At 70.1% G+C, this 12,371-nt stretch carries 11 protein-coding genes; 5 read left to right on the top strand and 6 right to left on the bottom strand.

Going from position 1 to position 12,371, the window contains the following annotated elements; genetic code table 11:
• Positions 1–1,463: 1,463 nt before the first annotated feature.
• Both A3CQ_RS0144335 and A3CQ_RS0144330 read left to right on the top strand, forming a co-directional pair.
• Entirely contained in the window at positions 1,464–1,841 is a 378-nt protein-coding gene (locus tag A3CQ_RS0144335) for an ArsR/SmtB family transcription factor (protein WP_014440216.1), read from the top strand.
• 106 nt (positions 1,842–1,947) lie between these two features.
• Positions 1,948–2,622 carry a class II aldolase/adducin family protein gene (locus A3CQ_RS0144330; protein ID WP_020517418.1) on the top strand — a complete coding sequence of 225 codons (675 nt, stop codon included), beginning with the start codon at positions 1,948–1,950 and terminating at the stop codon, positions 2,620–2,622.
• A 56-nt stretch (positions 2,623–2,678) separates the two neighbouring features.
• Here A3CQ_RS0144330 and A3CQ_RS0144325 read toward each other — a convergent pair whose 3' ends face one another.
• The 4 genes from A3CQ_RS0144325 to A3CQ_RS0144310 form a co-directional block, all read right to left on the bottom strand.
• The gene (locus A3CQ_RS0144325) at positions 2,679–3,497 is read right to left on the bottom strand and encodes a DedA family protein (RefSeq protein WP_020517417.1); all 819 of its coding nucleotides are present in this window, start codon (positions 3,495–3,497) and stop codon (positions 2,679–2,681) included.
• 61 nt (positions 3,498–3,558) lie between these two features.
• Entirely contained in the window at positions 3,559–6,048 is a 2,490-nt protein-coding gene (locus A3CQ_RS0144320) for a polynucleotide kinase-phosphatase (protein WP_020517416.1), read from the bottom strand.
• Positions 6,045–7,397, bottom strand: coding sequence for a 3' terminal RNA ribose 2'-O-methyltransferase Hen1 (locus A3CQ_RS0144315; protein ID WP_020517415.1), 1,353 nt, complete (start codon positions 7,395–7,397; stop codon positions 6,045–6,047). Before A3CQ_RS0144315 ends, A3CQ_RS0144320 begins: the two co-directional genes overlap by 4 nt.
• 44 nt (positions 7,398–7,441) lie before the next feature.
• A complete protein-coding gene (locus A3CQ_RS0144310; protein ID WP_020517414.1) occupies positions 7,442–7,624 on the bottom strand; it encodes a hypothetical protein in 183 nt (60 codons plus the stop codon).
• A gap of 151 nt (positions 7,625–7,775) precedes the next feature.
• Here A3CQ_RS0144310 and fbaA point away from each other — a divergent pair, with 151 nt between their 5' ends.
• Both fbaA and A3CQ_RS0144300 read left to right on the top strand, forming a co-directional pair.
• The gene (fbaA, locus tag A3CQ_RS0144305) at positions 7,776–8,801 is read left to right on the top strand and encodes a class II fructose-bisphosphate aldolase (RefSeq protein WP_026206883.1); all 1,026 of its coding nucleotides are present in this window, start codon (positions 7,776–7,778) and stop codon (positions 8,799–8,801) included.
• Positions 8,802–8,904: 103 nt separating this feature from the next.
• Positions 8,905–9,426: a hypothetical protein gene (locus A3CQ_RS0144300; protein WP_020517412.1), complete on the top strand. Its 522-nt coding sequence runs from the start codon at positions 8,905–8,907 to the stop codon at positions 9,424–9,426.
• A 19-nt stretch (positions 9,427–9,445) separates the two neighbouring features.
• Here the strand turns inward: A3CQ_RS0144300 and A3CQ_RS0144295 are convergent, their stop codons facing one another.
• The gene (locus A3CQ_RS0144295; protein ID WP_026206882.1) at positions 9,446–10,645 is read right to left on the bottom strand and encodes an LOG family protein; all 1,200 of its coding nucleotides are present in this window, start codon (positions 10,643–10,645) and stop codon (positions 9,446–9,448) included.
• Positions 10,646–10,740: 95 nt separating this feature from the next.
• On the opposite strand from A3CQ_RS0144295, the gene A3CQ_RS0144290 reads away from it, so the two are divergent.
• Entirely contained in the window at positions 10,741–11,163 is a 423-nt protein-coding gene (locus A3CQ_RS0144290) for a DUF3151 domain-containing protein (protein WP_020517410.1), read from the top strand.
• 25 nt (positions 11,164–11,188) lie between these two features.
• On the opposite strand, the gene A3CQ_RS0144285 is transcribed toward A3CQ_RS0144290, so the two are convergent.
• Positions 11,189–12,371 (bottom strand): MinD/ParA family ATP-binding protein (locus A3CQ_RS0144285; RefSeq protein ID WP_020517409.1); only part of this gene is annotated, 1,183 nt, incomplete at its 5' end.

Here is a 12,371-nt window from a genome sequence, read left to right as displayed (position 1 = left end):
CCCTGCAGTCCGGGTCCGCCGCGATCCCGCAGGCCGGGTCCGCCGCGGTCCCGCAGGCCGGGTCCGCCGCGGCGATCCCGCAGGCCGAGCCCACTCCGGCGCCGCAGGGCGAGCCCACTCCGGCGCCGCAGATTGAGTCTGCGTCAGCGCCGCAGGGCGGGCCCGCGTCGGGGTCGCAGGTCCGGTCGGGGACGGCGGCTGACGGTGGGTCGCGGCCTGAGTTCCACCCTGCGGGCGCGAGCGGTGATCAGCCTGGCCCGGCCACCGCTGCGGCGTTGGAACCGCCTCAGGGGGACTCTGCGCCCGGCAGCTGGTCGGATAGCGGGTCCGGTGGGACGTCGTCGCTCGGGGCCGGGAACGCCGCGGAGTCGTCGCTTGGGGGCGCGGAAAAGCGGTTGGTTGACGCGGGGACGGTGGAGAACGCGGCTATCGCGGAGAACGCCGGTGCGAAAGTGGCGGAGAAAACCGGCATGAAAGCCGACGAAGATTCGCCCTTCGCTCGGCCCGCGGGGGTTGATTCTGATCAAACGTTCGCCCGGGAGGGTGACGGTGCCCCCGGCGGCGACCCCGGGCGGGCCCCGGCGAAGGGCCCGGAGGGCGACGACTTCTGGTCTCGGCCGGCGGAGTAACTGGTCACGGCCTGTCTCGTATCGACCGCCGTGGGTCACCCGAACGGGTAACTTTCTCCTCGGGCGACGTCACCCTATCGGCTGTCCGGGTAGTTCTTGGCCATCCGGTCGGAGGGTGTTTTTCGCTGGATGGGTAAACGTCGGAACGCACGATTCACAGCACCTTCCCAGCGCCACGACCGGGTGACTTGTCGGCCCGGGGGCATGTGACGCGGGACATAGGAGCTTTGAGCTGCATCGATGGTTCCGGGAACGGGCGAAAGGGACCACCGTCACTGTAAAGTTTATTTTCAGATCGACCCAATGTTGTGTGTCAATAGTCGCCTTCCGCCCCCGCGGGGCGAAAGGTGCCTGTTGCGTTCCAGCCAGTACGCTCGATGCGTGGAAGCACGCCACGACCTGCGTAAATTCATCACTGAATTGCCCGTCGCGGAGCGTGGTGCCGTGCTTTCATCGGGTCGTGAACTTCTCGCGCCGGGCCGCCCCGGTCGAGAGATCGCGCACCGTGGCTAGATGACGACGGCGAGGTTGGTGCGGACCTTGCCGAAAACGGATCAGTGACCCGAAACGGATCGACGAATTGACAATGTGGGGCTCCTCACCCTGGGGGCGGGGATCGAGAGCCCGACACGCACGGGCAGCGACCAGACGGCGGCTGAGGCGTTGCAGGAGGCAGAGACCGGAGTCGGTACCGCGATGAAGGTTGTTCGGGAGTTCGGATTGCCGGCCGTCCCTCGATCGACCGACAAGGTGATCGATATCGGCCTTACGGCCTGAAAGTTAGCCGGTTCGTTCCTGTGCACATGCAGGAGAATCGATGCACGTGGTGGAAGGATGGAGATCGTGGGAACTGCGTTGGCGGAAATGACAATGCCTCAGATCTCGCCGCTTGCCGGCGAGCCAATTGAACGTGCCGACGCCGAGCGGCTGGCGGGTGTCTTGAAGGCGCTTGCCGACCCGGCCCGGCTTCGGCTGCTGAGCCTCATTCAGTCCGCAACGGACGGCGAGGCGTGCGTCTGCGACCTTACGGCCCCCCTGGGCCTCTCGCAGCCGACCGTGAGCCACCACCTGCGGATCCTGACCGAGGCAGGCCTCCTCGAGCGCGAGAAGCGCGGTGTGTGGGCGTACTACCGCCTCGTGCCGACGGCGATCGCGACCATCGCCGACCTGCTGACCCCGCCGCGTAAGCGGGCCACCAAGAAGGCGCGCTGACCGCTCGCGGCAAAGCGGGAACGCCTGGCGTCACCGGCTATGGGGGCGTGGCGCCAGGCTGAAGTCCTCCGCCCCTCAGTCCACCCCCGGATTCGAGGAGTAACGGATGAACTACGTTCCGGGCGATCTGCGGGACCAGCTCGCGCACGTGGGCTACGACGTGGTCCAGGCGGGTCTGGTCGTCGGATCGGGCGGCAACGTGTCCGCGCGGATTCCCGACGAGGACGCGATCTGGGTGACCGCTAGCGGCTCCTGGCTCGACCGTCTCAGCCGGGGCACGTTCGCGAGCGTGCGGATCGCCGACGGCGAGCCCGCGACGATCGGCGCCATGCCGCCGTCGCGCGTCGAGCCGACGAGCGAGCTCGCACTGCACCTTGCGCTCTACCGTGCGCGCCCCGACGTCAATGCGGTCATCCATCTGCACCCGCAGACGGCGCTGCTGCTCGACGCGCTCGGCGAGCACATCCGGATCGTCACCACCGACCACGCCTATTACCTCCGGCGGGTCTCCACGGTGCCGTTCCGTCTGCCCGGCGGCACCGAGGTCGCGGCGCTCACCGCGGCGATGGCGGCCGACGGCACCGACTGCCTCGTGCTCAGCCATCACGGCTGCGTGGTCATGGGTGACTCGGTCGAGCTCGCCCACAAACGGGCCCGCAACCTCGAAGAGGCCGCCCAGCTGACCTACCGCGCGCTCGCGGCCGGCCGCCTGGAGAACCTCCGGGACTGCCCCGAGGAGTTCGTCGACCGGCTGACCGGCTCGGCCGCGGTCTCGGTCTGAGTGCCCGAGAAAGCGAAACGCCGGCGGGTGATCCCGCCGGCGTGGAGAACAAAGACTCAGTGCCGGCGGTGTGACCGGGGCGTACGCGGCTCCTCGTCCTCGTCGTCGTCGCTGATCGACTCGACGATGCCCGCGATGCTCGCCGCGGCGACAACGCCGATCGCCGCGGACGGCTCAGGGCCGTCGGCGGAGCCGGCGTTCTTCTTGTGTTTCCGCTCGCGGAGGATCTCGATCAGGATCGGGAGCACCGAGATCAGCACGATCAGCGCGACCACCGGCAGGATGTAGTGGTCGATCTTGTCGCCGACCGCGTCGTAGATCTGCTGCGCGAGCGCGTGCCCGATGATCAGGATGCCGTCGACCCAGAGGATCGCGCCCACCACGTTCCACAGGAAGAACTTGCCCGCGGGCATGCCGAGCGTGCCGGCCACCGGGTTGAGGAACGTGCGGACGATCGGGATGAAGCGGGCGAGCACCACGGCCTTGGCCGGGCCGAACTTCTCGAAGTAGTACTCGGCCTTCTCCACGTACTCCCGCTTGAACAGCTTGGAGTCGGGCTTGTCGAACATCCGCCGGCCGTAGCGGGCGCCGAGCCAGTGGCCCAGCTGGGCGCCCACGATCGCGGCGATCGGTGCGAAGATCAGCAGGCCGACGAACGAGATGCGGGTGTTCTCCCCGAAGAGCGAGTCGGCCACCGGTGAGGACGCCACGCCCGCCAGGAACAGCAGCGAGTCGCCGGGGAAGAAGAAGCCGACCAGCAGGCCGGTCTCGGCGAACATGATCGCGACCACGCCGATGAGCCCGAAGGTGTGAATCAGTTCCTGCGGGTCCAACGGGTTGAGGGCGAGCTGCTCGGTGAGCGCATGGATGTCCACGAGGAGCCAGGGTACCGGCCAACTGCTATCGGTTTGCTGAACAAATCCTGTGGATAACTTTTCACAAACGCGGGTCTACCGGCTCGGACTCGGCCGCGAGGATCGCGAAGACCAGCTCGTGCACGCGCCACAGCGGCGCACCCTCGGCCAGCCGGTCGAGCGCCGCGAGCCCCAGCCCGTGCTCGCGCAGCGCCAGGCTCCGCTTCCGGCCCAGGTTGCGTTTGCGCAGGCCGGCCAGCTGCTCGGGGCGGGTGTACTCCGGGCCGTAGATGATCCGGAGGTACTCCCGGCCGCGGCACTTCACCCCGGGCTGCACGAGCCGGCCCCGGTCGTCGGTGGCGGCCAGGCCCGCGTACGGCTTGACCACCATGCCCTCGCCGCCCGCCGCGGTGAGCGCGAGCCACCAGTCGGTCGCGTCCGCCTCGGCCGCCGGGTCGCCGAGCTCGACGACCAGCCGCCGGGTCGGCGTGAAGAGCTCCGGGTCTGCCGCGACCAGGCGGTCCGCGTGCGCCAGGTGCCAACCATGATCCTTTTTCCCGTACGTGGTGTTGGCGCCGGCCAGGAGCGCGAACGGCGCGAGCGTGACCCCGGCGAGACCGTCGGTCGGCTTCACGTAGGCCCGATAGGTCGCCGAGTAGCCGTCGATCTCGGAGGCGCGCAGCTCGATCCGGTCACGCAGCGCCGTCACGTCCAGGCCGCGCGCGGCGACCTGGTCGAGCACCGCGAGCGCGGCCGGAAGAGCGTGCCGCCCGGCCGCGCCCACTCCGGCGTAGCGCTCCCGGATCAGCCCGCCCGCCTTCGCCGACCAGGGCAGCAGCTCGGTGTCGAGCAGCAGCCAGTCGGTGGCCAGCTCGGCGAAGAGCGGCGTGGCGGCCGCGCGGACCCGGTCGAGCAGCGGCCGGTCGAGCTCCGGACCGAAGAACGGCCGGCCCGTGCGCGTCCAGATGGCGTCGCCCACGCCCGTACGCGAGACGCGGACCACCGCCCGGGAACCCATGTGCTTCTCCTCGCACACCACCTTGTCGACCCCGGCCGCGCGCAGGTCGGCCAGCGCCGAGGACGGGTGCTCGAGGTAGCCCTCGATCGTCGACGTGGAGCAAGGCGCCATGGTCGGGGGTAGCCACACCAGCGTGGCCGGGTCCAGCGCGAACCGGCTCATCACCTCCAGCGCTGCCGCCGCGTTCTCGGCGGCTACCGTCGTACGGCCATATGTGTAGTCGATGTGGCGACGGCCCGTCACGTCCGCGATGTCGAGGCCCTCGTCAGGCCTTTCCGGCGCGGACAGCGGGCGCACCGGCGCGTAGTACTCCCGCGCGGCCGGCACCGCGACCAGCTCGCGCGACGGCCAGCGCAGTGCCGTCAGCGACCCACCGAAGACGCAACCGGTGTCGAGGCAGATCGTGTTGTTGATCCACTCCGGCGACACCGTCGGCGTGTGGCCGTAGACGACCGCGGCCGAGCCCCGGTAGTCGCGCGCCCATGGGTAGCGGACCGGCAGGCCGTACTCGTCGGTCTCGCCGGTCGTCTCGCCGTAGAGCGCGAAGCTGCGCACCCGGCCGGAAGCCCGCCCCTGGTAGGCCTCCTTGAGGCCGGCATGCGCGACCACGAGGTTGCCGCCGTCCAGCACGTAGTGACTGACCAGGCCCTCGATGAAGGCCTTGGCCTCCGCGACGAACGCCTCCGGCTCGCGCTCCAGCTGCGACAGGGTCTCCGGCAGGCCGTGGGTGAGCTGGACGTTGCGGCCGTTGAGCTTGCGGGCCAGCTTCTGCTCGTGGTTGCCCGGCACGCAGAGCGCCGAGCCGGCCGCGACCATGCCCATGACCAGGCGCAGCACGCCCGGCGAGTCGGGGCCGCGGTCGACCAGGTCGCCCACGAAGACCGCGGTACGGCCCTCCGGGTGCACGGCGTTCACCGCGCGCCCGGCGTCGTCGCGCTCCACCGCGTAGCCGAGCCTGCCGAGCAGCACGAGCAGCTCGGACATGCAGCCGTGCACGTCGCCGACGATGTCGAACGGCCCGGTCAGCTCCCGCTTGTCGTTGAAGAGCTTCTCGTAGCGGATCTCGGCCGACGCGATCTCGTCGGCGCCACGCAGCACGTGCACCTTGCGGAAGCCCTCGCGGGCCAGCGACCCGAGCGAGCGCCGCAGGTCCCGGTGCATGCGGGTGAGCACCTGACGGCCGAACGTGCGGTCGGGACGGCCCTGGGTGCGCTCCCAGGCCAGCGCCTCGGGCACGTCGAGGACGATCGCGACCGGCAGCACGTCGTGCTCGCGGGCGACCTTGACCAGGCCGGCCCGGGCGTGCGGCTGCAGGTTGGTGGCGTCCACGACGGTGAGCCGCCCGGCGGCCAGGCGCTTGCCGGCTACGTAGTGCAGCACGTCGAACGCCTCGGCCGAGGCTGCCTGGTCGTTCTCGTCGTCGGCCACCAGGCCGCGGAAGTAGTCGGAAGAGAGCACCTGAGTGGGGAGGAAGTGGCTCCTGGCGAAGGTCGACTTGCCGGATCCGGAGATGCCGACCAGCGCGACGAGCGCGAGCTCCGGTACGTCGATCATGCCTCCCCCTCGAACAGTGCCAGCTGAGTCGGTGCGCCCGTGGTCTCGTGCTCCTCGCCGACCGCGCGGAAGGAGACGCGGTAGCCGTACGTGTCGGCGGTCTTGGAAGCCCACGCCTGGAACTCGGCGCGGGTCCACTCGAAGCGGTGGTCGGAGTGGCGCATCCCGGTCAGCCCCTCGTAGTGGACGTTGTACTCGGCGTTCGGCGTGGTCACGACGACCGCGCGCGGCTTGGCGTGGCCGAAGACGCTCGCCTCCAGGGCCGGCAGCCGTGGCGGGTCGACGTGCTCGATGACCTCCATGAGCACGGCCGCGTCGTAACCGCGCAGCCGGTCGTCGCGGTAGGTCAGCGCCGACTGCCAGAGCTTGACGCGGTCGCGCTGCCGCTCGGGCAGCCGGTCGAGCCGCAGCCGGCGAGCGGCGACGTCGAGCGCCTTCGCCGACACGTCGCAGCCGACGATCTCGGTGAATCGCCGGTCCTTGACCAGGGCCGTGAGCAGTGCGCCCCCGCCGCAGCCGAGGTCGAGAACCCGGGCCGCGTCGACGTCGGCCAGCGCGGCGAGGACCGCGTCCCGGCGCTGCTCGGCCAGCGGCGCCTTGCGGGCGACCGGCAGCTGATCTTCCTCGGCGGAGACGACGTCGTCGACCTCCAGCCGCTTCAGGGCCGAGTCGGCGAAGGCGCGCTTGTGTGCCAGGTAGCGACGGGCGATCAGCACCTTCTCCGGGTGGGCGGCCAGCCAGCCCTCGCCCGAGCGCAGCAGCTTCTCGATCTCGTCGGGCGCGACCCAGTAGTGCTTCGCGTCGTCGAGGACGGGCAGCAGCACGTACAGGTGGTTGAGGGCGTCGGCGAGCCGGACGGTGCCGGTCAGGAGCAGGTCGAGATAGCGGCTGTCGCCACCGATCTCCGGCTCCAGCGGGATCGGCTCGGCCGCCACCTCCCAGCCGAGCGGGGCGAACAGGCGGGTGGCCAACTCGACGGTGCCGCGCAGCACCGGGACGCGGATCTCCAGCGGGATGCGCTCGGCGGCCAGCTCGGGGCGGTCCTTCGAGGCGCCGCGCAGGGCGCTGCGGAAGACCTTGGCGAGCGCGGCCGCGAGCAGGCTGGAGGCCGCGTACGGGCGGTCGTTGACGTACTGGCCCAGGTCGAACGGGTCACGCTGGTCCCGCAGCCGCTGCGGGTCGACGTCGAGCAGCAGCGCCGCGGTGCACCGGTCGTCGGTCGCCTCGGGGTACATCACGTACGCCGTGCCGGTGGGCACGTCGAACGAATGCACCCGGCCGGGGTGCTTGACCAGGAGGTAGCCGAGATCGGTCGCGGGCGCGTGGGTCGTCGTCAGAGTGAGCAGCACGCCCTAATGATCTGGCGGGTAAATCCGTTGCGGCGACCGAATTGTCAGCGGTACTCGTCGTCCTCCAGCTCCACCACGCGTCCTTGCTCTTGGGCGTCCCACTCGGGAGTCTCGTCGTCCAGGCTCGTTTCCGGCTCGCCGTCGTCGTCCTCGAACCTCGCGGCGGCGGCCTGTTCGGCGGCGTCCGCCTCCGGGATCTCCAGGTCGATGTTCTCCGGGTACGTCATGTCACGCTCCCTTCCCCTCCAGCATGCGCGCAAACCGGCCAAGTTTCGGGGCGCTTTCCCCTCCTTCCGGCGACTGCGGAATACTGCCCGTTGGAGGACAGCGCGGTCCTGCCCTCTGTCTTCGTACGCACTTTCAGCTAGGAGCGCACCGATGCCCATCGCTTCTCCCGAGGTCTACGCCGAGATGCTCGACCGCGCCAAGGCCGGCGCGTTCGCCTATCCGGCGATCAATGTGACGTCCTCGCAGACCCTCAACGCGGCCCTGCAGGGCTTCACCGAGGCCGGCAGCGACGGCATCCTCCAGATTTCCACCGGCGGCGCCGAGTACGTCTCCGGCCCCACGGTGAAGAACATGGTCACCGGTGCGGTCGCGCTCGCCGAGTTCGCGTACGAGGTCGCCAAGAACTACCCGGTCAACATCGCGCTGCACACCGACCACTGCCCCAAGGACAAGCTGGACAAGTACGTCCGGCCGCTGCTCGCGATCAGCAAGGAGCGGGTCGCCAACGGCCGCGCGCCGCTGTTCCAGTCGCACATGTGGGACGGCTCGGCCGTACCGGTCGACGAGAACCTGCAGATCGCCGAGGAACTGCTGCGCGACGCCGCGGCCGCGCACATCATCCTCGAGATCGAGGTCGGCGTCGTGGGCGGCGAGGAGGACGGCGTCTCGGCCGCGATCGACGACAAGCTCTACTCGACCGTCGAGGACGGCCTGGCCACCGCCGCCGCGCTCGGCCTGGGCGAGAAGGGCCGGTACATGACCGCCCTGACCTTCGGCAACGTGCACGGCGTCTACAAGCCGGGCAACGTGCGGCTGCGCCCCGAGATCCTCAAGGAGATCCAGGACGCGGTCGGCGCCAAGTACGGCAAGGAGAAGCCGTTCGACCTGGTCTTCCACGGCGGTTCCGGCTCGCTGCTGTCCGAGATCCACGGCGCCCTCGACTACGGCGTGGTCAAGATGAACATCGACACCGACACGCAGTACGCGTTCACCCGTCCGGTGGCCGACCACATGTTCAAGAACTACGACGGCGTTCTGAAGATCGACGGCGAGGTCGGCAACAAGAAGGCGTACGACCCGCGTGCCTGGGGCAAGCTCGCCGAGAACGGCCTGGCCAAGCGCGTCGTCGAGGCCTGCGAGAACCTCCGCTCGACCGGTACCACTCTTTCGAAGTAATCGTCCGGGAAGGCCGGTCCCCAATTGGTGGGGGTCGGCCTTTCTCGTGTTGCCGGGTTACTCGCTGGTATGTGTACGATCGTCCCTCCCTACCCGGAGGATCATGATCGTGCTCGGTATCGAGGGTTATGAGCCCGCGTGGCACCACGACGCGGAAGCCCTCGCGGCCGTTCATCGCACCCGGTTCGTGCGGCTCGTCGGCCGGAAACTGCGGTCCGGCTGGCTCATGTGGGACATGGCCGAGCGGGGCTGGTTCGCCGACGGTCCGGTGATCCTCGATTTTGGAACCACGCACGTCGAGATCACGCATCGTAAGTTCGACGAGTGCGCGATCACCTGGGACGAGATCGATCTGAACCAGCCGGTCGACTGGTACGAGCACTTCGACTGGCGTCCCGATCCGCACACGGCGCTGCGCCGGGCCCGCGGCAAGATCCTCAAGGCGGTCAACGTGATCGAGCTGGTCACGGTGGCGCAGTGGCGGCCGCGGATCCTGCACGCGATCGAGTTCCTGTTCGAGGGCGCGCGGCTCGCCATCTACAACGCGATGGACGAGAACGGGCTCACCGACGTACCGGAAACTGATCTTCCCGCGACGAACTGGCGGCGCGTTCACATCGCCTGACCCCCGCTTTTATTGCGTTCTATCGCGACAAGGCGGCCATGGCGACGTCGAGCGAGTCGGTGACGACGATCAGGTGCGACAGGTCGCCGTGCGGTGACCTGGCCAGCAACGGTCGGAGCAGGGCCTCGACCGGGAGCTCGCGCCAGTGGTCGACGCCGAGGAAGACGAAGGCGCCCGACGGGCCGTCGGTCTGGTAGAAGGTCTTCGTGGCCGCCTGGAAGATCTCCTGGACGGTGCCGGCCCAGCCGGGCGCGAAGACGATGCCGCCGCGGGAGAGGCGCAGGATCGAGTCCTCGCGGACGGCGTTCGAGAAGTACTTGCCGATCTGGCCCGCGAACAGGTTGGCCGGCTCATGCCCGTACAGCCAGGTCGGTAGCGCGAGACCGCCGTGCCGCAGCTTTCCCACGACGTCGGCCACCGCCGTCGGCGGCGCCGGATAGGCCGCTCGCACCGCCAGAGCTTCCGCCGTGTACGGGTCGTGATCGTCGAAGTGCGGAGCGGCCGAGAGCTGATCGACGGCCGCCACCAGCTCGGTGTTCGGGCGGGTGGCGAAGTACGCGCCCAGGTTCGCCGCCTCCATCACGCCGGGGCCGCCGCCGGTCACGATCAGCCGGCCGATCGAGGCGAGCCGCCAGGCCAGCGTCGCCGCCATCCGGTAGGGCGCCGAGCCACGGGGCGCCGCGTGGCCGCCCATGATGCCGACGGCGGCCTTCGCCTCGTGGTTAGCCGCCCAGGAGGCCAGCGCCTTGCCGAGAGCGTTGTCGATGCCGGCGTCGTGCAGCCGCTGCGCGAGCGCCTCGCGGATGTCCGGGCCGGCGCCGCCGTGCTCGAGGAAATGCCGGTAGACCATCGTGTCGTACATTCCGGCGAAACCGTCATGGGCGAAGCCGAAACTGAGGTCCTCGGGCGTGTAGAGGGTGGCCGGGTGGGTCGGGTAGGGGCGGGCGTCGAAGGGCGGCACCAGGTGCGCCCCGCGGCGGATCAGGTCGATCTCCACCTCTTCGCTCGGCAGGCGGCAGCCCACGAACAGGGCGTCGTTCACGTAGACCTCGGTGAAGTCGGGCGGGTCCAGGTCCAGCCGCAGCCCGAGGATCACCAGGCCGGCCAGCGAGCCTTTGGCCAGATGCGAATCGAACTCGGCGCGCGACTCGACCTCGAGCGGGCTGGCGTCGAACGGGATGTCCCCGCCGACCACGGGGTGCAGTGGATCTCCGGGCATCCCCGTAGGGTAGTCAGCCCGCGAAAGGCGGCAAGGTTGATCGACAAGTTGGCCCCGGCGGGAATCCATCCCGGTGCGGCCGGTTGAATGAGGTTATGCAGAATCTGCTTCCCGAGCCGCCGGCCACGCTGCTGCCCGCCGACGCCGAGGCCGAAAACGCGCTGGCCAAGGCCGCCGAGACCGGCACCGCCGAGGCCTACAAGAAGGTCGCCGGCGAGTACCCGGCATTCAGCGGCGGCTGGGCCGCTCTCGCCGCCGACGCGCTCGACGCCGGTGAGCCCGTCACCGCCTACGCCTACGCCCGCACCGGCTATCACCGCGGCCTGGACGCCCTGCGCCGCAACGGCTGGAAGGGCCACGGACCGATCCCCTGGTCGCACGCACCCAACCAAGGTTTCCTGCGCTGCCTGCACACCCTCTCGCAGGCCGCCGCCGAGATCGGCGAGGCCGACGAGGCGGCCCGCTGCGCCCAGTTCCTGCGGGACAGCGACCCGGCCGCGGCCGACGCACTGACCTGAGACGCTCCTTCGTCGCCGCGGATGGTCAGAGGCCCTCGGCCACCGCGGCGGCGATCTTCAGCCAGGCATCCCGGGTGTTCGCCGACAGTTGGCCGTAGCGCAGCGGCTCGCCCGAGTCGATCAGCTTCTCGTACGGCGCCATCAGCACCGCCCGGGTGCGGGCCGCGAAATGGCGCTGGATCGCGGGCAGGTCGATGTCTTTGCGGGTCGGCGGCATCGAGACCACGGAGACGGCCTGGCGGACCAGCCGCTGGCGGCCGCTCTGCTCGAGGTGGTCGAGCATCCGGGCGGCGGTCTCGGCCGAGTCGTTCCGGGCCGACATGGTGATCACCAGCTGGTCGGTGGCGTCGATCGCCGCCTGCCAGTTCTGCGCGCGTACGTTGTTGCCGGTGTCCACGAAGATCAGCTTGTAGAACCGGCTGACGATCTCGCGGATCTCGGCGAACGCGCCGGCCGTGAGCATCTCGCCGGCCGTCGCGGACTCGTCGGAGGCGAGCACGTCGAACATGCCCTCGCCCTGGGCGCGGACGTACTGGGAGAGGTCGCCGACCCGGCCGTGCGCGCCGCGGAACAGGTGCAGGTCGCGCATCATGTCGCGCACCGTACGGGCGTGGAAGTCCTGCTGGGCGCGCATGCCGAGGGTGCCCTGGGTCTCGTTGTTGTCCCAGGCCAGCACGTAACCGCCGCGCTTCTGGCCGAAGGTCATGGCCAGCAGCAGGACGGCCACGGTCTTGCCGGCGCCGCCCTTGGGGTTGACCACGGTGACCTGCCGCAGTCCGCCGAAGTTGCGGCGGACCATCTCGACGTCCTGCTTGTATTCCTGCTCGCGGCGGCTCGGGGAGAGCTTGACCAGGCCCATCGCGGTCTTGTTGACGATCGCTCGGGCGCCCATGGTCGCGGTCGGCTCGGCCGGTTTGGCCAGGCGGCGGCGGGCGAACTCCTCGGCCGTGGGGGTGCCGTCGGAGACCCACGGGAGATCTTGGAAGGGGTCGACCGGGGGCTGTTGCTGCGGCGGGGCCGGCCGGGCGGGGGGCGGGGCCATCGCCGGCGGGTAGGGGCCGGGGGGCATCTGCTGCTGCGGCGGCGGAGGTGCCTGCGGCGGTGGTCCCTGCTGCGGCGGTGCCTGCTGCGGCGGTGCCTGCTGCGGCGGTGCCTGCTGCGGCGGGAACTGCGGCGGCGGTGCCTGCTGCGGCGGTGCCTGCTGCGGC

The organism is Paractinoplanes globisporus DSM 43857 (genome assembly GCF_000379645.1).
Classification (GTDB): Bacteria; Actinomycetota; Actinomycetes; order Mycobacteriales; family Micromonosporaceae; genus Actinoplanes; species Actinoplanes globisporus.
Note: the sequence above shows the minus strand (reverse complement) of the source record. Positions and strands in the feature narration are given on the sequence as shown.

What these genes read in the sequence shown, in the direction of transcription:
- fbaA (WP_026206883.1), top strand. Translation starts at nt 7,776, where the DNA reads ATGCCCATCGCTTCTCCCGAGGTCTACGCCGAGATGCTCGACCGCGCC.
- A3CQ_RS0144295 (WP_026206882.1), bottom strand. Translation starts at nt 10,645, where the DNA reads ATGCCCGGAGATCCACTGCACCCCGTGGTCGGCGGGGACATCCCGTTC.
- A3CQ_RS0144320 (WP_020517416.1), bottom strand. Translation starts at nt 6,048, where the DNA reads ATGATCGACGTACCGGAGCTCGCGCTCGTCGCGCTGGTCGGCATCTCC.
- A3CQ_RS0144310 (WP_020517414.1), bottom strand. Translation starts at nt 7,624, where the DNA reads ATGACGTACCCGGAGAACATCGACCTGGAGATCCCGGAGGCGGACGCC.
- A3CQ_RS0144330 (WP_020517418.1), top strand. Translation starts at nt 1,948, where the DNA reads ATGAACTACGTTCCGGGCGATCTGCGGGACCAGCTCGCGCACGTGGGC.
- A3CQ_RS0144335 (WP_014440216.1), top strand. Translation starts at nt 1,464, where the DNA reads ATGGAGATCGTGGGAACTGCGTTGGCGGAAATGACAATGCCTCAGATC.
- A3CQ_RS0144300 (WP_020517412.1), top strand. Translation starts at nt 8,905, where the DNA reads ATGATCGTGCTCGGTATCGAGGGTTATGAGCCCGCGTGGCACCACGAC.
- A3CQ_RS0144290 (WP_020517410.1), top strand. Translation starts at nt 10,741, where the DNA reads ATGCAGAATCTGCTTCCCGAGCCGCCGGCCACGCTGCTGCCCGCCGAC.